The organism is Rhodococcus sp. IEGM 1318 (assembly GCF_033142465.1).
Classification (GTDB): Bacteria; Actinomycetota; Actinomycetes; order Mycobacteriales; family Mycobacteriaceae; genus Rhodococcus_F; species Rhodococcus_F qingshengii_B.
Genome location: NZ_JAWLSC010000012.1, coordinates 225,125 through 248,772, shown reverse-complemented (window position 1 = coordinate 248,772; position 23,648 = coordinate 225,125). Strand labels below are relative to the sequence as shown.

19 protein-coding genes and 1 pseudogene are annotated in these 23,648 nt (G+C 59.8%); 11 read left to right on the top strand and 9 right to left on the bottom strand.

Features of this window, described 5'->3' with window-relative positions; all coding sequences use genetic code 11:
- Positions 1-133 (top strand): annotated as a pseudogene (locus R4P65_RS25855) (IS3 family transposase); the annotation flags it as partial.
- A 668-nt stretch (positions 134-801) separates the two neighbouring features.
- Here R4P65_RS25855 and R4P65_RS25850 read toward each other — a convergent pair.
- The 5 genes from R4P65_RS25850 to R4P65_RS25830 all read right to left on the bottom strand — a co-directional run bounded on the left by R4P65_RS25850 (position 802) and on the right by R4P65_RS25830 (position 8,660).
- Positions 802-1,611, bottom strand: a complete 810-nt coding sequence (locus R4P65_RS25850; RefSeq protein WP_054831509.1) for a hypothetical protein — start codon at positions 1,609-1,611, stop codon at positions 802-804.
- Between the two features lie 98 nt (positions 1,612-1,709).
- Positions 1,710-4,040 (bottom strand): hydantoinase B/oxoprolinase family protein, encoded by a 2,331-nt coding sequence (locus R4P65_RS25845; protein WP_317828625.1) that lies wholly within the window; start codon positions 4,038-4,040, stop codon positions 1,710-1,712.
- A 45-nt stretch (positions 4,041-4,085) separates the two neighbouring features.
- Complete coding sequence (locus R4P65_RS25840) at positions 4,086-6,212, bottom strand: hydantoinase/oxoprolinase family protein (RefSeq protein ID WP_230817077.1); 2,127 nt, start codon at positions 6,210-6,212, stop codon at positions 4,086-4,088.
- 26 nt (positions 6,213-6,238) lie between these two features.
- Positions 6,239-6,676: an acetone carboxylase subunit gamma gene (locus tag R4P65_RS25835; protein ID WP_054831510.1), complete on the bottom strand. Its 438-nt coding sequence runs from the start codon at positions 6,674-6,676 to the stop codon at positions 6,239-6,241.
- 64 nt (positions 6,677-6,740) lie between these two features.
- Positions 6,741-8,660, bottom strand: a complete 1,920-nt coding sequence (locus R4P65_RS25830) for a hydantoinase/oxoprolinase family protein (protein ID WP_317828624.1) — start codon at positions 8,658-8,660, stop codon at positions 6,741-6,743.
- Positions 8,661-8,868: 208 nt separating this feature from the next.
- On the opposite strand from R4P65_RS25830, the gene R4P65_RS25825 reads away from it, so the two are divergent.
- Together R4P65_RS25825 and R4P65_RS33210 are read left to right on the top strand one after the other, a co-directional pair.
- A complete protein-coding gene (locus R4P65_RS25825; RefSeq protein ID WP_317828623.1) occupies positions 8,869-10,701 on the top strand; it encodes a sigma-54-dependent Fis family transcriptional regulator in 1,833 nt (610 codons plus the stop codon).
- Between the two features lie 623 nt (positions 10,702-11,324).
- Positions 11,325-11,630 carry a DUF5710 domain-containing protein gene (locus R4P65_RS33210; RefSeq protein WP_374228121.1) on the top strand — a complete coding sequence of 102 codons (306 nt, stop codon included), beginning with the start codon at positions 11,325-11,327 and terminating at the stop codon, positions 11,628-11,630.
- A 380-nt stretch (positions 11,631-12,010) separates the two neighbouring features.
- Here R4P65_RS33210 and R4P65_RS25820 read toward each other — a convergent pair whose 3' ends face one another.
- Positions 12,011-12,739, bottom strand: coding sequence for a helix-turn-helix domain-containing protein (locus R4P65_RS25820; RefSeq protein ID WP_230817080.1), 729 nt, complete (start codon positions 12,737-12,739; stop codon positions 12,011-12,013).
- A 778-nt stretch (positions 12,740-13,517) separates the two neighbouring features.
- On the opposite strand from R4P65_RS25820, the gene R4P65_RS25815 reads away from it, so the two are divergent.
- The gene (locus R4P65_RS25815) at positions 13,518-14,105 is read left to right on the top strand and encodes an ABC transporter substrate-binding protein (RefSeq protein ID WP_317828622.1); all 588 of its coding nucleotides are present in this window, start codon (positions 13,518-13,520) and stop codon (positions 14,103-14,105) included.
- 259 nt (positions 14,106-14,364) lie between these two features.
- Here the strand turns inward: R4P65_RS25815 and R4P65_RS25810 are convergent, their stop codons facing one another.
- A complete protein-coding gene (locus tag R4P65_RS25810; RefSeq protein ID WP_230817082.1) occupies positions 14,365-15,027 on the bottom strand; it encodes a hypothetical protein in 663 nt (220 codons plus the stop codon).
- A 104-nt stretch (positions 15,028-15,131) separates the two neighbouring features.
- Between R4P65_RS25810 and R4P65_RS25805 the strand changes: the two genes are divergently transcribed.
- On the top strand, positions 15,132-15,551 hold the full coding sequence (locus tag R4P65_RS25805) for an SMI1/KNR4 family protein (RefSeq protein ID WP_317828621.1): 420 nt from the start codon (positions 15,132-15,134) through the stop codon (positions 15,549-15,551).
- Positions 15,552-16,002: 451 nt separating this feature from the next.
- On the opposite strand, the gene R4P65_RS25800 is transcribed toward R4P65_RS25805, so the two are convergent.
- Positions 16,003-16,323 (bottom strand): hypothetical protein, encoded by a 321-nt coding sequence (locus R4P65_RS25800; protein ID WP_317828620.1) that lies wholly within the window; start codon positions 16,321-16,323, stop codon positions 16,003-16,005.
- A gap of 1,598 nt (positions 16,324-17,921) precedes the next feature.
- Between R4P65_RS25800 and R4P65_RS25795 the strand changes: the two genes are divergently transcribed.
- The gene (locus R4P65_RS25795) at positions 17,922-18,320 is read left to right on the top strand and encodes a DUF1801 domain-containing protein (RefSeq protein ID WP_230817085.1); all 399 of its coding nucleotides are present in this window, start codon (positions 17,922-17,924) and stop codon (positions 18,318-18,320) included.
- Between the two features lie 7 nt (positions 18,321-18,327).
- Here the strand turns inward: R4P65_RS25795 and R4P65_RS25790 are convergent, their stop codons facing one another.
- Positions 18,328-19,485 (bottom strand): isochorismate synthase, encoded by a 1,158-nt coding sequence (locus R4P65_RS25790; RefSeq protein WP_317828619.1) that lies wholly within the window; start codon positions 19,483-19,485, stop codon positions 18,328-18,330.
- A gap of 200 nt (positions 19,486-19,685) precedes the next feature.
- Here R4P65_RS25790 and R4P65_RS25785 point away from each other — a divergent pair, with 200 nt between their 5' ends.
- Genes R4P65_RS25785 through R4P65_RS25765 form a run of 5 tightly spaced genes read left to right on the top strand, consistent with a single transcriptional unit; the run spans position 19,686 to position 23,592 of the window.
- Positions 19,686-19,916: a phosphopantetheine-binding protein gene (locus R4P65_RS25785; protein WP_230817087.1), complete on the top strand. Its 231-nt coding sequence runs from the start codon at positions 19,686-19,688 to the stop codon at positions 19,914-19,916.
- Complete coding sequence (locus R4P65_RS25780) at positions 19,904-20,704, top strand: SDR family oxidoreductase (protein WP_317828618.1); 801 nt, start codon at positions 19,904-19,906, stop codon at positions 20,702-20,704. Before R4P65_RS25785 ends, R4P65_RS25780 begins: the two co-directional genes overlap by 13 nt.
- Before the next feature lie 41 nt (positions 20,705-20,745).
- Positions 20,746-22,410 carry a (2,3-dihydroxybenzoyl)adenylate synthase gene (locus R4P65_RS25775; protein WP_317828617.1) on the top strand — a complete coding sequence of 555 codons (1,665 nt, stop codon included), beginning with the start codon at positions 20,746-20,748 and terminating at the stop codon, positions 22,408-22,410.
- A gap of 35 nt (positions 22,411-22,445) precedes the next feature.
- Positions 22,446-23,093: an isochorismatase family protein gene (locus R4P65_RS25770; protein WP_007735125.1), complete on the top strand. Its 648-nt coding sequence runs from the start codon at positions 22,446-22,448 to the stop codon at positions 23,091-23,093.
- Between the two features lie 46 nt (positions 23,094-23,139).
- On the top strand, positions 23,140-23,592 hold the full coding sequence (locus R4P65_RS25765; RefSeq protein ID WP_230817090.1) for a flavodoxin family protein: 453 nt from the start codon (positions 23,140-23,142) through the stop codon (positions 23,590-23,592).
- The last annotated feature ends 56 nt before the right edge of the window (positions 23,593-23,648 follow it).

Below are 23,648 nucleotides of genomic sequence, written 5' to 3'. Positions count from 1 at the left end.
GAGCCGGGCACGGTTCGCGGTCGCCGAGTACATCGAGGTGTTCTACAACCGACAACGTCTGCATTCGACGCTGGGCTGTCGCACCCCCTCGGAAGCCCTCGCCGAGTATCCAAACGCAGCTTCAGCTGCCTGAAACCACCGAGTCGCTGTCCAAGAACCTTGACACACTCCATGTTGCTCACAGCACCCCCTGTGGTGGCGGTATTAGCAATGCGAAAGTTGGTTTCCTGGTTTGAGGTCGCCGCACTCGTCGGTTTGTCCGTCGTCGGGATGGCGAACTGGACTTCCGTGTGGGGATCGCTTCTTTTTGCTGTTCCCCTGGCGGTGGTTGGTTCGGTCTCTGCCTCACTACAGAAGGCCATCCCGCGCCAGGGAAAGCCACAGAGTGGTTCTGCGACAGTTGCGGCGTAGACAGAGTCCGCCCAGGTGAAGGGCCGAACTGTGGAGAACAAGCGTGAAGGGAACCGCATGTGGGGCAACTGTGGGCAAGTATCGACGCGATAAGAACCATCATCATTGTGTGGTGATCGACAGCGATCGGTGTCGTCGTCCCTGCGCCGGGTTCGCGTCATGGCAGTCGTCGAGAACAATGCTCCGAGCAGCCGGATCGAGACAGTGCCAATCGGGGTCCTCATCAATGGCGTTGACAGACGGTTTCGTGGAGATATCAGACCGCTTTCTTCCGTCCAGGCACGTTCATGCAGCTTCCCGTCGGATGTGAGGTGCTGATCCTTGTTGAAGGGGCTTGACGGCTCGCTTGTTGCGATTCGGTTCGGGTTGGTTGGATCGAATGGGCTTGCGTCACTTGAGCTGGGCAAGTTGGTTGAGGACGATTTCTGGTATCGCGGCGGCGGGGATCTGAGTGATGTAGAAGTCGTCCGGGGGAAGTATTGATTCTTCTCCGAGCCAGTAGCTTTCGGGGAGGACACTCCCGCGGGCGGTCTGCTGATGGAGCGTTACACCGTGGGAGTCGCGCATTCCGACGACGAGTCGGTAGTGCGCGGTGATATTGGTGATCGGGGTGTAGGAGTCGAACGCGACCGGTGTCGCTGGTTCGGAGGGGTTTATTGGTCGGTCGTCGAGGAGTATCGCGGAGAAGGGAAGTGCTGCGAAGCCGCGTAGCCAATCCGCGACGTACATCGACGAGTTTTCCGCGTCGTCGGCATCGAGGCTGTCGAGTTCGGAAGAACCCGAATAGTTATGGGTGGCTCGCAGCCACTGCATGGGCGAGGGGATCTGCAGGACCACTGGTCCTGATGCCATCGCGGTCAGTGTTTGTGCAAGATCGATGGCGCTACGGGTGAGGTCCTTGTCTGCGAGCATGGTTCGCAGGGCGTATCCGGTCCTCGTCTTCTGGGACATTGCATCCCGCAGGGTGGGGTTCAGTTCGAGGTGGTGGTCGTAGAAGGGGCTCAGGTCGAAGATGGCCAGGTCGGGTTTGAGTAGACCTTGTGCTTGATTGAAGTAGCGGGCGTAGCTGGTGGGGTCGTCCCAGGGGGCTGGCCGATTACGCAGGAACACTGATTGCGCGTACTTGTGGTGATCGAGTAAAAGTGCCGTGGCGCGGCCCGAGGGTGGTGTGGCGATTGTGGTGAGAAGGCTGGTGGACATGATGGTCTTCCTCGGAGGTTGGTGCGACACCGCGCGGTGATGCTGGCGCCGACATGGTGCAGGGGTCGGCGGTGCATCACCGCGCGGTATCGGCAGGGTCAGGACTTGTGTTGGACTTCCTCGCCACACTTGACTTCGAGTTCACGGACTCGCTTGCTCAGTTCCTCGATCTTGAGTACGCGACGGTCTGGAATCATGATGAGGGGCAGATCCTCGAGCCGTGCGGTCACTCTCTCCGGCTCACTCTTACCCCAGTGAGTGGCAACGAGTTGGTCGTTGTCATCGCCCCAAGAACCGAAGTACAGCAACTCTTGTGGAGGTTCGGGCTTGACGAACTCGGCCACGAATTCCTTGTATGGCTTGCCCCGCTTCAAACGGTCCCGACGCATCCGTGCGCGCAGCGCGATTGTGTCTTCCTCGCGGACGACGAAGGTGTCGGGTTCGTAGACTATGCCGTACAGTTCGCCGGCCACCTTGTCCGAGATTCGTGCGAGCTGCAAATCTGCCATCACAAGCTCGGGATCGCGCTCGAGGATGTCGCCGTATCCGCCGCCGGAGCCTTGGCTGATCATGTACAGCTCGCCTTCTTTGGCGACGTCGAACTGGAGTCCCATGTGGCCGGTCAGATATTTGCCGCCCTCGTAGGGCTGTTCATTCATCACGCGTTCGATGGACAGGTCGAACTGTGACGGATCTTTGCGGATGATGTCGTAGATGTTGATGTTCTTGACCATCGACAACGGATAGGTCGGGCATCCGTAGCCACCGAACATTCCACTGACCGACGAGAATTTCGATCCGGAAGTCACGGTCATGAACCCCCAGCTGGGGGTGCCGCGTGAGGCCACGATCATTTCGTAGCCCATTCCGCCGCGGTACTTGCCGAAGCCCTGATTGTCCTTGACCAGCCGCTTGGAGACCAACTGCAGGAATGGTACCTCCTCTTCCATGACCTCCTGCTCGGCGATATCGGCCATTGCGCAGAACAGGGGAGCGACGCCATCTTCGCCGTCCCGGAAAGCCTTCGCGCCTCCGCCCATTCCGTTCAAGTCCGCACACAGGTTGCCCACTTGCTCGCTGTGCTGGGTGGTTCCGCCCCACAAGAAGTTGTTGATCTGGTTGAACCAGGGGGCGATGACGTTCGAGTACTTGGTGGGTGCGGAGAATTGCAGCTTGGCATACGCGGTTTGCAGGGCCGAGAAACCACGGAACGAAGCCTGCAAGGATTGACCGACGGGCGAATCGTATCCAGCGTCGGCCCAGGTGTGCTCCTCCGAGATGACCTCGATGGGCGAGAGCGCGCCGGTGCTGCGCGGCAGATCCGGCCACCAGTACGACAGAATTGCTTGGGTCATGAACGACTTGGTCGACCCGAGTGGCGAATTGATGGCCCTGTTGAGGATCTCGGGGCCAGTGCCGGTGAGATCGACGATCATCCGGTCGCCTTTGATGGTGATCTTGCAGGCGAACTTGATCAAGATGTTCTCTTTGAGAGTGGAGTCGACGAACTGATTGAACGTGACCGTGCCGTCGGGTAGATCCGAAATGCGGCGCCGCACTTCGGCTTCGACGTTCTCAACCGTGCTCCGGAGGGTGGAGACGAACGCTTCCTCGCCGACCTCGTCGATCAGGCGGTTGACCGTGTCCATTACCCGGCTGACGGCGCCCATCTTGACCTTGATGTCGGCGAGCATCAGCTTGGGGTCACGGGTGGAGTGCTGGAGGAAAGTCAACAGGTCTCGGCGCAGGCGACCGCCTTCGACGATTTTGATCGGCGATGCGCGTAGCCCGTCATCGAAGGGAGTTTCGGATCCCGAGGGCATACCACCCGGCTCGCAAGCACCGTTTTCACCCTCGTGGATGGTGGCCCCCACCCAGGCGATGATCCGGTCGTCCCGCATGACCGGCACCAGCATCGACTGGTCGGTGTTGTGGACCATGCCGAATCGGGAATCATTGTGGAAGAAGCCATCTCCCGGCCGAATTCCTACGGTCGGTTCGTCTTTCCAGTTCTTCATGATGTAGCGAATCGGGTGATGCAGGACCGCGGAGAACGCGATGACGCCGCGGTTGGAAAGGTAGCTGACGTCGCCCTCAGCGGTATAGACGGCGACCGATAGGTCGGCCCACTTTGCGCCCGGCGCCGCGCCCATGCTCTCGCACATCTCGAATGCCTCGTCCAGCGAGCCGGCGAGACGTTTGCGGATTCGATCGGCCTCGATAGGATCCGTATCAGAGGTCATACAGTAGTTTTCGTGCGCTGTGCGTGCCGCGATCTGGTGGTGTCGCATGATCTCGGGATCGGGGCCGAGGAACAGGGTGGTCTCGTCCATGAACTTGTCGACCCACTGCTGCTCCTGTGCGCTGAGCTGTTGAGCGTCGTCGCGGTCCGTGGATGGTCCGCCGCTGCCGTTGTCCAAAATTGTCATGATGTTTGGCTCCTTAGAAAGAACTGGGGTTGATTCGACTGCTCGTCAGTCTTTGAGGAGCCAGACGGCACCTTGAACGGTCGGCTCGAGTCGCCAGCCCGGTTCGACGAGGTAGGTGGTGCTTTCCGTCGTCACGATTGCCGGACCGGCGATAACGTATGCGTGATTGAGAGCGGACTCGTCGTAGACCGGGGTCTGAACCGGCTCGTTGATGTCGGTGAAGTGCACTTTCCGATTGGTCACCGGCGCCGGGACCGCGCGCTTGCCGCCGGTGTCGATGGAATCGAATTTGACCACGTCGCCGTTGATGTAGGAGGCGACGCGCAAGGTTTGTACGCGAACTCCGGCTTCGGGAGCCTGGGTACCCTCGCCGTAGCGCTGGCCGAAGATCTCGGCGAAAGTCTTGATCAGGTACAGGACGTCGGCGACACCGTTGACTCGGTTGATGTCGAAGGACACGGCAGTGGTGACCAACTGATTGCCGTAACGCATGTCCATCTCGAGTCGGTACTTGACGTCGTCACGGTTGTAGCCTTGACGGACAAGATCTTCGGTGCCCTTGTTCTCGAGCTCAGAGATGTAGGAGTTGAGTTGCTCGTACTGATTGTAGAGAGTTCGCTCGCGTGGCTCGTAGAGAACGATGTAGGCACTTCGTTCATGGATGTGGAGCGGCTTCATGTTGCCCGCGCCCAGTGCGGAGAAAACCGAGGCGAACGGGGGGAAGAGAATCTTGTTGATGCCGGCCTTGGCGGCGATTCCGCACGCGTGCAACGGGCCGTTGCCTCCGTAGGCGAGCATGGTGTAGTCCTCGACAAGACCGCCCCGTGAGCGCAGTTCCTTCTCGATACCGATAGCCATCTGCTCGTCGACGGTGCGTTTGATCACCTTCGCGACATCTACGGCCTCCAGATCGAGTTCGTCGGAAAGGTTTTCGTCGATCGCATAGACGGAACGCTTCTTGTTGAGTGCGATGTAGCCGTTGGCATAGTTGTCGGGATCGAGGTATCCGAGCACTAGGTCTGCGTCCGTGACCGTGACCTGCAGGCCGCCGCGGTCGTAGCATGCTGGGCCGGGGTCCGAGCCTGCCGATTCGGGTCCGATCTGCACCGAATTGTGGATCCGGTTGTACGTCGCGATGGAGCCTCCGCCAGCGCCGAGGGTGTTGAGGTGGATCATGGGAACCGAGACCAGCCAGCGGCCGATGGTCGGTTGGAAATCGTAGTGACGAACTCCGCCTTCGGGGACTAGACCGATATCGAAGGATGTTCCGCCCATGTCCATCGATACGACGTCGCCGATGCCAGTGGTCTCCGCTAGGTGTTGAGCCCCTCCGACTCCCGCAATCGGACCCGAGTGAATGGTCTGCAACGCATCGGTCGAGTTCGGCTGGGCCATGCCGCCGGAATTGTGAATGACTAGCATCGGCTTTTCATAGCCGGAATCACGCAGATTGCTCGACAACTGATTGAGTGCGTGGAACATCGTCGCATGCAGGAAAGCATCGACAATTGTCGATGTTGCCCGGACGTACTCGCCTTTTCGGCCGGAAACCTGACTGCTGAGCAGCACCGGGATTGCTCCGAGTTGGTGCGTGGGGTATTCATCGAGGATGATCTCGAGGATCTGCTGCTCGTGGGCCGAGTTCTCGGTAGCGTTCGTCAGTGCCACGACAATGGCTTCGGCACCGTTATCCACCAACTCGCGCACCTGCTGACGAACATCGTCGACCATCAACGGGACCAGGATTTCGCCGACGGTGTCGACTCGTTCCTTGACCGATCGCACCAGATGACGCGGTACCAGAGGATCGGGGCGTTGGGCGTCCGCCATATCGCCCTGCTTGACGCCGTCGAGGCCTTCGCCGTAGCCGCGACCACGGGAAAGGTGGATCGTATCTTCGAATCCGTGTGTAACCAGGGCGGCGACTTTGGGGCCCTTGCCCTCGATGAGTGCGTTGGTGCCCAACGTGGTGGCGTAACGGACCGAATCGACCTCGCGGAGAGCGTCGCTGCGGCTCACTCCGGCGCGCGAGCACGCCAAGTCCAGTGCTTCATTGAAGCCGAGGGCCAGGTTGTGGTGGGTGGTCAGAGCCTTCGCTTCGACGTAGATGTCGTCCCAAACAAAGAAGCAGTCGCTGAATGTTCCACCGATATCAACGGAAATGCGTTTCATGACAGTAAATCTCCTTCGATCCGGTCTCAGTGCTGGGCGTGTGAGTGGGAGTGCGAATGCCGTGTTCGCGGCTCGGCGATCGCATTCTCGCCGGGCCCGTAGTTGACGAGGGTTTCCGGATCGCCCTCACGCTCGGCCCATTGCTTCTTGAGTGCGTCGATGTCCCAGATCATGTCGACGGTTGGCGGGTGTCCGGGCGGGGTGTACTCGGTTTCGATCTGTGTTCCGCAACCGGGGCAATAGAATTCGAGGATCCGGCAGAACAGCGGATCCGGCGCGAAGGTGTACTCGTATTTCTCCGGATCGAGAATCGACGGGTGAATGTCGCGGGGATCGCGGTCGTAGACCAGCGTGCCTTCTTTGTAGTTCCCTCGGGCATTGCCCAGATCGTGCTGGCAGACCCGGCAGAGCCACCGCTCGGAGTCGAGATCTATTGCAAGATATTCGGTCATGGGGATACGCATGATGTTCGCTACCTTCGTGTCGAGAAATATCGATGTGTTGGTTCGAGAAGAGATCGCGTACCGATTACGCGGTGTCGGTCAAGATGAGGTCGCCGGAGTTGGAGATGTCCAGCTCCCAGCCGGCGGGGACCTGAGCGGTGAAGAACTGTCCCTCCACGACGGCCGGACCGGATGCCACCGCACCGGCAGCCTGCTGGTCGAGCTGGTAGACCGGCAGATCCTCGACTGATGTCGCCGAGGTGCGGACCGATCGCGTCGCGGTCGAAACCGCCGGAGACTTCTTCTCTGGTGATCCGCCCTTGATCATCGAGTGCGGAAGCTCGCGCGTCGCCTTCAACGCCAGGATGGTTTTGCTCCCAGCTGCCGAGCTGACGTCGAGATCGCTGTCGAACTCGGCCCGGGTCGCGGTGCCGTCGGCATCCTCGACCAGCGATGCCCATTCCAACGAACAATCCGCTATGTCGTATCCCTCTTGGAACATGTCACGTGTTGCGCGCAAACGTAATTCGTCTATCGCTGCAGTGATTTGCTCGGGGGTGCAGTCGGTGATGTTGGCTTCGTAGGACTGGGCGATATCGGAGAAACTGATACCGAATGCGGAGAACACGGCGGCGAGTTTCGGGACCAGCACCCGCCGGACTCCGGCGATTCGTGCGGCATCACACGCACTCATGGGCCCGCCACCGCCGAATGCGGCGACCGTTGTCGTCTCCGGGCTTTCGACGGAAGAGGCAAATGATTCCGACACCTTCGCCGCGTAGGCGGCGGCCATTTCGATCAGTGCTTCTTCAACGGTGATTCCCAGTGGTTCGGCGATGCTCTCGCTGATGACCGCCCGGGAGCGTTGCGCGTCGAGGTACATTTCACCGTCGAGGTACGTGTCGGGATCGAGAACGCCCAGCAGCAAATTGACGTCGGTGATGGTCGCCTTCTTGCCACCGAAACCGAAGCACGCGGGGCCGGGGGCCGCTCCGACGCTTTCCGGGCCGACCACGATCTTGCCGTCCTCGACCGCGATGATGGAACTGCCGCCCACACCGGCGGACTTGACGTCACTGAGTTCGTAGGAGACCGGAACGCCGTTGATCCGGCCGCGGCGCTCGGTCGCGATGGTGTAATTCTTGACCGTTCCGACATCGGTGGTGGTTCCGCCCACGTCGATCATGAGCACATGGGGGAGGCCGTACGCTTCGGCGAGCGCGCGGGTTCCTTCGAGACCTCCACGCGGGCCGGAGGAATAGGTCTTGAGCGCCACGGATTTTGCGACGCGGGACGAGGCTCCGTCGTTGCGGTAGATGAGCAGGGGGTTCTTGATCTTGTAGCTGCGTAGCCGGCGTTCGGTGCTGTAGAGGAAACGCTCCACTGTGGGGTGGAGGAACGAGTTGATGATTCCTGACCAAATTCGGCGTGATCGCAATTCGTCGGAGGAGAATTCCCAGCTGAACAGAACGGGGACGGAACCGAGCAGATGGCGTGGGAAGCTCTCGAGGATGATCCGCTTGAAGAGTGCCTCACGGTCCTTGGACTTCGCGGCGAGGATAAGTCGTTCGGCACCTGCCGTGGTCAACCTGTTGATTTCCGCCACCAATGTAACGGTCAAGGCGTCGCCGACAAGTTCGTCCGATACCACCGAGCTACGCGGCCCGATCACGTCGTCGAAGAGTGATTCGGACTCTGTGTTGGTGCGAAGTTCGTCCACGATCGCAACATCGTCGACGATCAATCCGAGACGAGGCCCTTTCCTCTCCACGAGGGCATTGGTGCCTTGCGTCGAGGAATATCTGATGTGCTGAGTCGAATGCAGCAGACCTGCAAGGTTCTGCTCGCCATAGATGACCGAGGACACCTTGGTCATACCGTCGAACAGACACTGGGACAGATCGACCGGAGTGGTGAGTGTCTTCGTGAATGCGAATTCGGATCCACTGCCGACGCAGATGTCGGTCAAGGTTCCGCCGTTGTCGATGTTGATCAAACGCTCCACCGAGGCTCCTAGCATTGTCGAGAATGAATGAAACTAAAGTGATGGGCATCACTTCGATTGCGAACAGGGGAAAGCATCACATCGAGAGCGAGGGGGTGGAGTGTCCGACCTTGGGACACTCCACACCACCGCCTCCGGGTGTTTCCTGAATGCACGGATCACCCCGGGCAGGTGCGTAGCAGCGGTGGCGGTTTAGCAGGTTGGAAACATGGAGGACGCAATGATGGGGATCGTCGACGACACGGACGGTGATGGCCGAAAGCGTGTGAGCCCCGGCAACCGGGACGCCCGATTGGGAGGGACAGACGAGTTCGTCGCTGCGTCCTGGCTCCGATCGCAAGCCGCCGGAGTTTCCCCCGAGGGCGGCGATATCCGGTACATCGGAGATGTCGACGTCGCATCGCGTCTGGTTCATTACGCCCAGCCTGTGCTCGAAAAGCTCATCGAATACACCGAGGATGTGCCGTTGAGCGTCGCGGTCTCGGACAACAAGGGGCGAGTGCTCTCCAGGCTTGACACCAACTCCACTATCGGCGCACTGGTCGACACCATCTCGCTGGCTCCGGGTTTCAGTTATGCCGAGAGTGAGGTCGGAACCAACGGAGTTGGAACTGTCCTCGAATCAGGGCGTTCAGTCCACATTGTCGGGGCGGCGCACTTTCACGAGCGATTCCAAAAGTATTCGTGTTCAGGCGCCCCGATTCGAGACCCACTGTCAGGCCATATCGAGGGTGTACTCGATTTGACCTGCCTGGTCGAGCACTCGACCCCACTGCTTCACAGTTTCGTTCGTTCCGCCGCATCGACGATCGAAACCGCATTGCTCAACGATCGAGAACTGAACCAACGTATCCTCTTCAACGCCTTCTCGAAAATGGAAGCAAAATCTCGCTCACCACTGCTTGTTGCAGGAAAGAACGTCCTGATCTCTACCAGCAAAGCGCAGAAGCTCCTCGACGCCGCCGAACAAAGAATAATCGTCCAACATGCGCTGTATCTCGCGGAGCGGGCGACAAAAGCCACTGAAGAAATCGAGCTTTCTCCGCAGCGAATAGTCAAAATACGAACCACTCGAATTTCATCAGGAAAGTCTGTTGTCGGCGTCGGAGTGTCGATTTTGGATTTAACTACACTTGACGTAACTGTTCGCGAAACAGTCGCTGTAACGGTTCCTCAATTCAATGTGGTCAACGATTCATCGATGTGTGCTGGCCGAAATTCTGTTTCTGAACCATGCACTGAATTATCTTCGGTTTGGAAGAGTGTCACATCTTCAGTGAGAGATGTGGTGGAAAGAAAAGAGAGTGTCACTCTCATTGGCGAACGAGGAGTGGGAAAAGAAAAACTGATCAGGGACATGGTTCGTGAAGTGCATCCAGACGTTACTTTTATCGGCATCGAACCAGGATTCCTTGCGAACGACGTGAAAACGTGCGCCAGTTCTGATGGGAGCAGAACCGTGTATCTTATTCTGCGGCATCCGGAACGGTTGACAGCTGACGAGATTCTTCTTATCAAAGAGGTGTTGTCCGAATTGAATTCACAGGAAAATCTTGTTGGAGTGGCGGCCATAGTCACAGAAGCGGAAAGTTCTGGGTCGAAAGAGAATCATTTTCATCGATCATTTCGTGGTATTTTCGGTCGATCAATACAGGTCCCACCGCTGCGGCATCGCACGAACGACCTTCCTTACCTTGCGCGTCACACGCTGAGTGAAATATCCGGTAACGGTGTCTCGGAGATAAGTAGCGACGCGCTCGAGAAACTATCCGCCTATTCTTGGCCGGGTAACATAACTGAACTACGCAATGTGCTTTCAAAGTGTCTGTCGAAAAAACCTTCTGGGATGATAGAGATGGAAGATCTTCCCACTTCCATTTGCCTGTCATCGATTCATGCTTCTGGAATTCTAGAACATGTGGAACGGGAGGCTATAGTAAAAAGCCTGGAAGAGAACGATGGAAATAGGATGCGCGCAGCAAAGAGTCTTGGAATTGCTCGATCATCCCTGTATCGAAAAATGAAAATGTACAAAATATGAAACGAGATACTTGTACGCTGAAGCCCACCTTTTATTATATTGCAAATCTGGAAAATGAAGTAGGGTTGCGGGAAGCTGATGCATTTACCCCTGATTTTACGTTGCGAGATCAGTCTTCAAGAAAGGTAACGACACGGTCGATGCTGCGACGTATGGTCGCGCTGGCATACGTTGCCGCCTGGAACCAATGCCGGTAACCCCAGTGAGCTCAGGTGCGGCCCGCGTCCGTTTTCGGGCCCGAGCACTGGAGCGGTGAAGTGTTCACGATCGCGGCGGCATCGCTGATCCGAGGTGTCGACGAATCGGTATCGCCGGCAGTGGTGTCGATCAACAATCTCTCGGAGCGCTCACCGATGGCATGCTCGCTATCGAAGTTTCTGGCGCGACAAGTGTGCATTGATCGCCCAAGCAGGAGATAGCGAACTCTATTCTTTGGCAACGTATTTCACTTTCAGTGCCTGGTGTTACTGAACGGTTAGTTCGAGTCCCGCCGGGTCATGCTGCCGGAGTGGAGTGCCCACTGGCCGCGGTCGGTGACGCGGAGGCGATGCAGATGGAGCAACCGACGAAGACCCCACCAACAGCTACGGCATTGAACGCGTACGCGATCGAGTTCGCCTCGTATCCTCACAGATTACGCGGAGAAGGATGTGGCAAAGGCTGAAGGTGCGCGATGGGATCTGTCGGCCAAGCGTTGGTACGCGCCCCGAGTTGAGATGGCTGGTCTGTCGCGAATCACTGCACCTACTGCGCCTAGATGGCGCGATCGGATTGCCGCATGGTGTCGCGTACAGCATGGTCGTGCAGACGGCGACTCCCGCCGCCCGTTGACGAAAGGGCGCTGCGAACGGGCCGATCGCGATGGTCCCCATCGTCGCGAGCGCGCGGCGGTGGCTCGACGGTCGAGAGCTGTCGGACTGCGTCGATGACACACCGGTCCAGATACAGCGATGTCACCGGATGCAGAGCATCGCCGCGGTGGATAGCGCGGATCGCGGCGATGACCTGGTCGTGATCGGCCCCTTTGGCCGCAGCGATCCTGATGGGTCGACACCAGCGGCCGCTCGCGGTCCTGGCCGCGGTGATCGGCGTCGTCGCAGTGAGTGTGCCACTCGGACTGGAGAAGGTGACGGGAAATGTTCAACCCCCGGCTTGTTCGGCTCTTCATGAGGGAACTTGTGGTCCATGAGATCGCTCGCGGCGGGGCTGATGTTGTGGTTGAACACGTGTGTTTCGCGGAAGTCCTTTCGCGTCAAAAACTTTCACGAGCGCGATGTTCCCATGGCAAACGCCAGGGAACGCGGGCGGATCACGAGTCTGCGGACAGCCCGGTGTTATTGCTGGTGCGGTGAGCCCGGGCGTAGGCGGATGGGGTGGTGCCGAAGACACTTCGGAACGCTGTGATGAATCCGCTAGTGGTGCTGTATCCGGTGCCGGCGGCTATGGTAGCCACCGACTTTCCGGCGGCGAGCGCTTCGAGGGTGGAGTGTATGCGAGCTCGCGTTCGCCATTGCGTGTAAGAGAGTCCGGTCTCGGCGGAGAAGGCGCGCATTAGTGTTTTCGTGCTGACGCCGGTTTCGTGTGCCCACTGCTGCAGGGTTCGGCTGTCTGCGGGGTTGTCGAGGATCGCGGCTGCGATGGCTCGTGCGCGCCGATCGAGGGGGAGCGCGAGAATGTCCTCGCGTTCGGGGGCGTGTTCGAGTACCCCGAAGAGTGTCTGAACGCATTGTTCACGATGTTTGTCGCTGACCGTGGTCTCGGTGAGGTAAGTCAGCAATTCGGTCGCCAGTGGGTGTGCGGTGACGACAACCGGACGTTGCCAGCGCTGTCCACCAGGTGAAAGGCCGGGATGAACGTACGCGCTGACGAGCGTGCCGGCGGTCATAATTGTCATCTCGTGTACGAGGTAGCTCGGTAGCCAGATCATGTGTTCGGGATGCAGGTGCAGTCGCCGGTTGTCGACGTCGATCTGCATGCGGCCCTGGCGCATCCATGCGATCTGATGCTCGCGGTGTCGGTGGGCACCGAACGAGGTCACCGTGTCGACGTTGTGCTCGAATACATGGAAATTATCAATAGTCCTTTTCGGCGTATTCATTGTCTCTGAACTCGCCCTTTCCGTAGTGAGATACCTCCAATGAGACAGACCTTGTGTCTTGTCGGGAGCATCTGTGTCTCCTTCGAGGCATAGCGCCAATGGCATGGCAAGGCTAACCTCAAGCTGCCGCGGCGGGGTTGTCGACGGGCTGTTCAGGCATTCGCTTTCCTACAAACATTGAGGACTCAACACATGTTCGGCGTTCATCAGGGACGATTCGCGCTGCGAGGCTTACGCGAAAAAGGACTCGCCTTCGCGGCGGTAGGAATGGCGTTGTCCGTCGTGGCGGGATGCGGTTCCGCACCAGTGGAGACGGATCAGGCAATCGATCTGACATCCGATCCAGCAGCATGCGCGGACGGCGACGCCACGCCCGCGATCGATCGAGCATCCGGGCCGTTCACCTTCACGGACGGTCGCGGACGCACCATCGCGCTGGATCGTCAACCCGAGCGCATCATCGCCGATGAGGAATCTGCGGCAGCGCTCTACTCGTACGGCATCAAGCCGATCGCGATCTGGTCCACCACCCCGATGGACAAGAGCCCGATCCTGCAGTGCCTGGACCTGACAGGGGTGCAGTCGGTGGGCGACGCCTGGGGGTCGATCAGCGTCGAATCTGTACTCGCATTGGTTCCTGATTTGATTGTCGGAGAATATAATCCGCGATTCGAGCAATTCGGTAAGCTGACAACAAAAGGCGACACCACGAAGTCGGATGTCCTCGACAGCGCCGCCCCCCCTCGGTGTCACGCTCGAGACGACGTCGACCGAAAAAACCATCGACAACTACCAAGAATTGGCTCGAGCGCTCGGTGTGAACATCGATGGTGGCCGTCTGGCAGAAATCAAAGCCGACTTCGAGGCGGCAGTGGAGAACTTCCGGCGGGTCGCAGCCGACAAGAAGGACGTGATCGGGATGGGTATCTGGCCGCTCGATGTTGCCTACGTCCTGGACCCGACGGCAGACCCGGACTTCAGTGACTACGTCAGCTGGGGACTGGCGATGTACCGGCCGGAAGCCACGGACGACGGTTACTGGAAAAAAGTTTCTTGGGAGAACATCACCACCGTCGACGCGGATTTGATGTTCGTCTACCACGACGTCGCGAACGCGGCCGATGTCCAGCTGTCCGAACTCTCCGACCAGTACCCCACTTTCGGCACCCTCTCGGGTGTCGACGCTGGACAGATGGTGCTCTGGGACTACGGCGCCAACAAGAGCTACCCGCGCTACACCAAAACCATCAATGCGTTCGCTGATGCTCTGAGCAAGTCAGAACCAGTGATCCCCGCCGACCAGTAACGCCGCACAAGCTCGATGTGGTCGTCCCTGTCCAGAATCTGGGCGGGGACCGCATCACCGATAAAGGAGGAGTCGCGAAAGGTGCCCGATCCAGCGCCCTGCGACGACGCAGCCCGTAGCGCGACACCTCTGCTCAGTGAGCTGAAACGACGGGGAGCTCGCCAACAAGTGTTGCACTACTGCGACATTGAGCTACTCAAGAAGAACTTTCGTGCGTTGATGGAGGCATGCAAAAGTGTCTTCGATCGGTTGCGGTCGATCAGCGGACGCCGTAGTGGCGCATGGCGTCGGAGACCCGACGTCGGCCCGTTCGGGCGGTCAATCCCAGGGCTGTCGACGCGGATTCCATCGTCATTCCCGAGTTCATCAGTCGCAGGATGGGATCCCACGGGTGCTCCCAGGTGTGGTTGTGTCCGGTGACGGGTACCGCCTCTTCCCAGAGACGGTGGTAGATCCAGGTCATGAGTTCCGCGAGCGCCGGGGACTGGATGGACATGACGCTGCTGGGCCAGGCTTCTCCCCAGGTGAACGGGATGCCGATGCTCGAGTGGTCGAGCACCCAGAAGAAGCTCGGCAGGTTCGAGTGCATCCGAACCTGGGAGCCCGCGTTGATTTCGTGCGCGATCTGGTTGCGCCCCAACTCGGTATTCGCATCGACGGTGCTGACCAACAGGCGGATGTCGTGGTCGGGTCCGGAGTTGTCGTCCCAGTACGAGCCGTAGTCGGCATCGCGCAGGACCTTGTACAGGGGTGCGGTGTCGGGCATGCAGGCGTAGGAGGTGCGGGGCTTGGAGCGTGCGGCCTGCAACCGGTACATGTCCGGGGCGGCAAACGGGCCGTGCATCACGTCGATGGGCAGTCCGTGGACGTCGGTGTCGCCGTGCTCCCAGGCTCGAAGGAGCTTCGGAAGAGTTCGGAGCATTCCCTGGGTTTCGGCGATGCTCGTCTCGAGATCGTGCGATAACTGTACGCGGATACTTACCTAGCGATCAGGCTAGTGTCCTGCGCCGGTATTAAGCTTCCGATATGGCTCTTGGAAACGGGTTGGTCGCTCGCATCGAGCGGACCGTGGACTTCTACGGTCCCGGCCGTCCGATTCCGGCAGACGAGATTCACGCGCGATTGCATGCGCTCGACATCGTCCCGGACAAAGACTTCACCGAGTTCGTGGGACGTTGGGGTGGATGCTTCGTGGGCGTGTCAGTGCACGCATGGGACAACGCCGAGCTTATCGGTCGTGAGACATGCATCGAGCTGACCATTGAGGCGCGTGACGCATACGGTGCCCTCATCGACGGGGTGGTGTTCGCTGACGACGGGTCGGGGAATCCGATCTGGATCGCTGCGGACGGAAGCGTGTGCTTGGTCGACCATGACAACGGGAGCACAGTTGTCCGACTGGCTGCCAGTTTCCGCACGCTGTTGGAGGAGAACGTCGACGACTGACTTCGTCGCAAGGGTTCAATTCCAACGAGCGCACAGCCTAGAAAATGTTCTGGTAACCACAACTTGGGCAGGTGATGTAGGCATCTGCGTTGTCACGGTCTTCCCAGGCCGCGGTGAAATAGCCACTTTTCATGGGCGTGTCGCAGCCCGTGCAGCGACGCTCGGTTTGTGGACCTTGCTCTGAGAGCAAGCGCCGGTCGAGACGATGAAGGTCGTAGATTCGCTCGGGTGAGGACGAGCGGGAACAGCAGGGGCACCGTTGGTGCTCCCGCCCCACCGGCATCATCCTGTGGCGTGCGAGATTGACCTATCGACTGCAATTGGGAATCGACTTTCGGAACAACCTGGTCGAGCCTCGGTTAGAGCCAACTTGCGACTCCTTGGTCAGGAGGCACGCGCTGGAAGCACCAGGAGTGTGCCATCGCTGCGCTTCTTGATCTCGATTACAACATCAGCGCTCGGGGAGCTTGCGCGGTGAGCGGGGGGGGGGGGGGGGGGCGAGTGCACGCAGACGGTATGACGTTTCCAGCAGGCTGTCGACCTGCTTCCTGGTCATCACCTTGCCGATGAGCCGTTTAGGTGAGCGCAATTCGAGCGCAGACAGCCGTCGCAGGACGTTCTCCACCCGGCCTTCCAGGACGGCGACCCGGTGCTGGTCGTCTCGGAGACTCCGTACGAAGTTCTCGAAGGGATTGGCCTCATTGCTTTGGCCGACCTCAACGCTCTGCGGAATGACAACCCGGCGCTTGAGCGCGATCGCGAGCGCAGCCAACTATAGATGGGCGCGAAACTCACCGCCGTCGCCCGTGACTCCGGGGAATGCCACTTCCATACCCTCATTTTCGAGCTCGAGGCAGCAAGTCGAATCGCGAACATCGCCGCTCAGTTCATGTGCTCACCATGAGAGATCGAGCGCATGGTCGTTGTGGGTACTTGACGGAAAGGGCTTTGAGCTGCTCGGAGGGTTTGAACGATTTCGATTCGCGTTGCTTCCGTCGCCCTGCTTGCATCGCGCTTTCGCAATTCTGCGCGTCGTTTGGCTTGTTCCGAGCGCCGAAGGCGATCGTGTTCGAGCCTTTGTTCCGTCGGCGAGATGGCAGTCCAATCTAGTTGGGTCGTTCGCCAGCGCAGGAAAGCTCTTGGTCGTGGGATGTGGTTGGGCCAGGTCCAGCCTCGTTGTTTGGTGTCTGTGGTGAGTTGGTGTGCGATGTCGCGGCCGGTCCATCGGGTGGTGTCGATTCCGGTTTGTTGGAGGGCGTCGCAGATTGTTCCGATGTGGCCGGCTGGTTTCAATGCTGTTGCGTGAGCGATGAGTTCGGCTGCTGCGCGTTGGAGGTGGAGGGGTCGGGGAGTGGTTGTTGGTTGGTGTGGCGTCTTGCCCGCGTGTGCTTTTGTGCGCGTTGGTGAGATCTTGAAAGCAAGAGCTTTAAGTGCAAATCCCCCGGAGGGGGATAGGGGGTCACGGTGGCTGGATTGTGGATGGTTCCGTGTGGTGGTGTTGGATCGGTATGCGTTGGTGCGCAGTGTGGCTCGGGAGGGTTTTCTGGGTTTTGTGGAGGCGGGGTGACGGTCGTGGCTACCGGGCGGGGTGTGGTCAGGGACCAGGTGGAGGCAGCACGGAGTTGGCGGTGGCCGTGGTGTGATATTGCGGCCATAGCTTCCAGCCGACTGAGGTAGCGACCGCGAGCGAGTTCTACTGCGACTCCGAGGGGCGTGAAGACTCGTCGGGCGCGTTTGGCGGTGGAGGTGCTCACTCCTGCACGGTGGGCGATGGTCTCGCGTGAGGCGGTCACTGAGCGTCCAGTTGCGCTTTCGGCGAGGGAGGCGTGGATGACGGCGACGGCGAAAACAGTTTCGGTGCTGATGGTGTGTTTTGTGCAGAGTGGCGTGCCGGAGGGGAAGTTGAGGAGGGTGCGGACTTGGTGTTGCCAGTGTGTGCGGCTGGTCCAGTTGGGGGTACGGCTGTAGGTGCCGTCGGGGATGGGGAGGGACCAGGAGTTTCCGCGTTGGTTGCTTGCACGGTTGAGTGTTTCGATGCGGGTGACGTTTTCGGTGGCTTGTTGTACGGCGTGTGCCCATTCGTCGTCGGAGATCCCCGACATCGACGCGAGGAGTGCCCACATTGATCCATCGCTGAACTTGGCAGTTCGAATCGAGTTCGGCGACGCGATCGTCAGAGCCTCTGTCGCCGATTGTGTACATCCCGATTGTTGTGGCGGTGAGTCCGGACAGCTCGGAAAGGCCGCATCGGTGGGTGTGCACAGAGCGTCGAAGCCGCGGAGATCGATGGTTCGCCGAAGGAATGTGCGTGCAGGAGGGGATACTCGACTCACCGGAGATCGGCGACAACGAGCAGGAAGTGACGAAGCGATGGCGAAGAGTGATCCCGAAAAGCAAGGCGCAGACTCCCCGTCTCAGTTGATCGACAAGCGAATCGAGGAACTCGGAGACTGGCGGGGCGAGACGCTCTCGCGGATACGTACCCTGATCAAAGAGGTGGATCCGGATGTAGTGGAGGAATGGAAGTGGCGAGGAGTCCCTGTGTGGTACCACGCCGGAATGATCTGTACCGGTGAGACTTACAAGAGCGCAGTCAAGGTGACTTTTGCCAAAGGCGCATCACTCGAGGACACCTCAGGCCTCTTCAACTCCAGCCTCGAGGGCAATACGAGGCGGGCGATCGACTTTCACGAGGGTGAAGCCGTCAACGAAAAGGCGTTCAAGGCACTCATTCACGCCGCGATTGCCTTGAACACCTCGAAAAAGTGACTCCCTGTCAGAGCTGATGTTCGGTGAGGTCGAACGCGCTGAGTAGCGTGCGGAATTTTGTACTGGTCTCTCGCAGTTCGGTTTCAGGATCGGAAGTAGCGACGATGCCGCCGCCGGCGTACGCCCGCGCGGACAGACCGTCTGCGGCGATCTCGGCGCAACGAATGGCTACCATCCACTCGCCGTCTCCGGTGCGGTCGCACCAGCCGACCGCACCGGCATAGAACCCGCGATCGCCCTCGGTTGCGGTGATGTGCTCACGTGCAGCGTCCGTTGGTGTTCCGCAGACAGCGGGAGTCGGGTGCAGTGCCATTGCCAGTTCGAGAGAGGTCAGGCTCGGGTCGGTCAGGACACCTTCGATCTTGGTCCCGAGGTGCCACAGTTGCGGTGTCCGAAGCAGTTCCGGAGCACTGGGTACAGTGAATGACGTGCACAGCGGTCCGAGTATCGCGCTGATGGAATCGACGACAAAAGCGTGTTCGGTGAGATCTTTGGTCGAAGCGCGGAGTTGCTCGGCATTCGCCTCGTCTTGATCCGAATTCGGTTGCCGTGCAATCGAGCCCGCCAACGGGTGGCAGGTGACGATGTCGCCTCGCCGCTCGATCAGGACCTCGGGTGTCGAGCCGACCAGCGAACGTCCGCGGTACCCGCCACCGGCGGGGGACAGGTTGACGCAGAAGCCGTTGTGCGCGTGGTCGAGTGCAATCAGTTTCTCGGCCAGAGCGGAGGGGGAGATCGCAGCCTCGGCTTCGATGGTCAGTGAGCGTGCGAGGACAACTTTGTCGAGCTCGCCTGCTCGGAGACGGGCGATGGCGCTGCGGACCCTGTCGGTGTGGATCTGCGGGCTCGGTTCGAATCCGGCTACCCGCGAAGAGGGGAGTGCCGGAACGTTCGAGTGATATAGATCACCGCGGACACGCGTGAAACTCAGCGGCGCAGTAAGGGCGGACGGTGTCTCCGGGGAGAACGGCAGGGCGCCGACGACCGAGTCGATGCGCCCCGTTTTGAGGGCTTCAGCCGCGTCGAAGGCTGAGTCGAATTCTTCGACTACTCCCGAAGTGCGGATTGACGTTTCCCTACGTGAGAGCAGGAAAACGGAGTCCGTTCCATCGTCAGTCCGGTTGTTGCGCAACGGGAATTCGGATACTTCGGCGAGTGCTGACATGGACACCCTTCCAGTTCGACAGTTTGCTTGTTATGTTGAGGCTAGCCTTAGTTTGGGTGAATTTGTGTCGCGAGCGCCTGGGTTGTGTACTTCCGTACCGTTATGGTTAGGCTCGCCTAAAGTCAAGGCGTGCGGACGGGGTCGACACGAGGGTTGGGTTGGCTCGATCTGAGCGCGTCGACCACTACTCGAGGAGACCGATGAGCAACACCGTGGACCGTGACCAGATCGTGCGCGACGTCGCCGAGGTTCTGTCGATGAGGGCAGAACAACTCGGCGACGACGCGGACCTGGGTGACGAAGGACTGGACTCGGTTCGCTTGATGACGCTCGTCGAACGGTGGCGGGGAGCGGGCGCGGATGCCGACTTCGCGGAGTTGGCAGAAGAGCCCACGATCAGTGCCTGGGTTCAGGTCCTGTGCCCGCAGTGAGCGAGCGCCGAATCGCCGTGGTCGCCGGTGCTGCGGCGGGGATCGGCGCCGCAGTAGCCCGTACCCTTGCGTGCGACGGTTATTCGCTGGCGCTTCTCGATCGCGACGACGTCGAATTGAAGCGGGTAGCCGCGGAATTGGCAGAAACCATCGCCGATAGCGCCTCGATCGAGTCCCACGTCGTGGACGTGACCGACCGGCAAGCAGTCGATGCAGCAGTGGCCTCCACGATGGACAGGTTCGGCCGGATCGACGCACTCGCGCACGTCGCCGGAATACTCGACACCGGATCGGTGCTGGACTCTGATCCCGATCAGTGGCGGAAGATCTTTGGCGTCAACGTCTTCGGTTTGCTCAACGTGCTGCAAAGTGTGGGACTGGAAATGCGTCGTCAGCGGACCGGGTCGATCGTGGTGGTCTCGTCGAACGCGGCCGGTGTCCCACGTATCGGGATGGGTGCTTACGGTTCGTCCAAAGCTGCTGCCACCATGTTGGTTCGAACCACTGGACTGGAGTTGGCCGCCGACGGGATTCGTGTCAACGTGGTCGCTCCTGGGTCCACCGACACCGCAATGCAGCGTTCGTTGTGGTCGGACCCCACCGACGATTCGGGTGCCGACGCGGTCATCGAAGGCAATCTTGCGAACTATCGCCTGGGCATTCCGCTCGGAAAACTGGCCACCGCCGACGATATCGCGGACTCGGTGCACTTCCTGCTGTCCGACCGGGCGGCCCACATCACCATGCAGGCGCTGTACGTCGATGGTGGAGCGACGCTCAAAGCGTGAGACGTATTTGCTGACAGTACTTTCGAAGAGGAGTCACTTGCATGACCTCGAGGATCGCTCGCGAGCCCTTGGCGCCCGTCGCACAGTATCCACCCGAATTGGTGACACACTATCGGGAACGAGGCTACTGGACGGACGAGACGCTAGCCGGATTCATCACGGATGTGGCCGCACGACATCCCGACAACGAAGCTGTGGTCGGTAGCGATGCCGCTGGAGCAAAAACACGGTTGACGTATTCGGAGCTCGATCGTCGCAGTTCGGCAGTGGCCGGAGGCCTGTTCGCATTGGGTGTTCGCGCCGGTGACCGTGTGCTCCTGCAGCTACCGAACATCGTGGAATACGTCGAAGCATTGTTCGGTGTGCTGAAGCTCGGCGCACTGCCGGTTTTCGGGTTGCCGGCGCATCGCCGAACCGAAATCGGATACTTCTGCCAGTTCGCTGATGTCGCTGCCTATATCGTGGCCGACCGTCATGGCGGGTTCGACTACCGCGCATTGGCGCGCGAGGTGAACGAAGGCCTCGAGACCCCGCCTGTTGTGATCGTGGCGGGTGACCCCGAAGAGTTTGTCGGTTTCGATTCGCTGCGCGGATACGAGGTTTCCGTCCTTGCCGATGTCGATCCGTTGTCGGTCGCCTTTCTTCAGCTTTCCGGTGGCACGACCGGTGTTCCGAAGCTGATTCCGCGAACGCACGCCGACTACCTCTACTCGGTGCGGGCATCCAACCCGATCTGCGGCGTCGACGACTCGACGCGCATGTTGGTGGTTCTTCCTGCAGCGCATAATTTTCCGATGAGTTCGCCGGGCATCCTGGGTGTTTTCCACGCGGGCGGCTCCGTCGTTCTAGCGCCGGACACCATGCCCTCCACAGCTTTCGGTCTGATCGAATCAGAGCGAATCACGCACGCTTCTTTGGTACCACCGATCGCGTTGGCCTGGATGGCAGCCCCCAGCAAGGCAGATCACGATCTGTCGAGCTTGCGGGTTCTCGGCGTTGGCGGAGCGAAGTTCAGCGCCGAAGCCGCTGCGCGGGTACCCACGGAGCTGGGCTGCACCCTCCAGCAGGTGTTCGGGATGGCCGAGGGGCTGGTTAACTACACCCGCCTCGACGACACACAAGAATTGATCGTCAGCACGCAGGGCCGGCCCATTTCACCCGACGACGAGGTTCGTGTGGTCGACGACGAGGGCACTCTCGTCGAGCCCGGAACCACGGGGCACTTACTGACGCGGGGGCCGTACACGATCCGTGGCTACTACCGGGCGGAAGCGCACAATGCCGAGGTCTTCGACGCCGAAGGTTTCTATCGCACCGGCGATCTGGTCAGCGTCACCGACACGGGTCACCTGATAGTCGAGGGTCGCGCAAAGGACCAGATCAACCGCGGCGGCGAGAAGGTGGCCGCCGAGGAGATCGAGAACCACCTGCTCTCGCATCCTGCTGTCCACGATGCGGCCGTCGTCGCTGTTCCCGACGAGTACCTGGGCGAGCGAACCTGCGCCGTTCTGGTGATTTTGGGAGAAGTGCCGACTGTCGGCGAGATCAAGCGATACATACGAGGCCGAGGCGTTGCGGCGTACAAGGTTCCGGATCGAGTGGAGTTCGTGACCGAGTTCCCCGTCACCGGCGTCGGAAAGACCAGCAAGGCGGCCTTGCGCCGTGTTCTCAGCGAATCGATTGCGGCGCAGACTCTGTCGAGTTGATCGGTTACCACCCCACATTTTCGAGGAGATTCATCATGGCGCTACCCACAGCAGTCCGATACGAGATGCCCACCGAGTTTCCGCAGAATCGGGTCGACTGGACTCTTGATCCTTCCCGAGCGGTGCTGCTTCTGCACGACATGCAGGAATATTTCGTGAACGCGTACGACCGAAGCGTCGACCCGCTCCAAACCGTGGTTCCGAATATCGACCGGCTTCGTTCGTCGGCGCGAGCTGCCGGAATCCCGATCGTCTACACCGCGCAACCCGGTGATCAGGATCCCGAGGAGCGTGCGTTGCTGTCGGATTTCTGGGGACCGGGACTGAAGGCAGATCCCGCTCACACCGACGTGATCGCCGAGTTGGCTCCGCATCCGGACGACGTGATGCTCACAAAATGGCGCTACAGCGCCTTCATCAAAACGGATCTGCGTGAGCGGCTGCGCGAGAGTGGGCGTGACCAGCTGATCATCACCGGAATCTATGCCCACATCGGTTGCCTGACTACCGCTTTGGACGGGTTCATGCAAGACGTGCAGATCTTCTTCGTGGGCGACGCGGTGGCCGACTTCTCCCTGGACGAGCATGTCGGTGCCCTCGAGTACGCAGCCGGGCGCTGCGCCTCGGTCACCCGAACCGATGACCTGGTCAAGGCGATGAGCGCGGAAACGGTTTCGGCGTAGTCGTGAACGGCGACGGGGTGATAATCGTCGCCGTATTGTCAGGTGCGTGAAGACATTGTTGGTGGTTCACCACTCGCCCTCGCCGACAACCCACGAATTGTTGGATGCAGTCCTTGCCGGTGCTCGCGATCCGGAGATCGAGGGTGTGGAGGTGAAGGTGGTGCCAGCGTTGGCGGCGACGGTGCCCGACGTCCTTGCTGCTGACGGCTATCTTTTCGGTACCACCGCCAATTTCGGTTACATGTCGGGTGCGCTCAAGTACTTTTTCGACACCACGTACTACCAATGCCTCGGTGCGGTGTCGGATCGGCCGTACGGCCTGTGGGTTCACGGCAACAACGACACTGCTGGTGCCGCGTCGTCGGTGCGCAAACTCGCGACAGGGCTCGGGTTGGTCGCGGTGGCGGATCCGCTCGAAGTGACTGTCAGCGTGGACAAATCTGTCCGCGACGGTTGCTATGAACTGGGCGGAACCGTCGCAGCAACGCTGATGGACTAGCTTTCACATTCTCGTTTCGGTTCACGAAACAGAGTGTCCAGCAAGCGGTTGTAGCA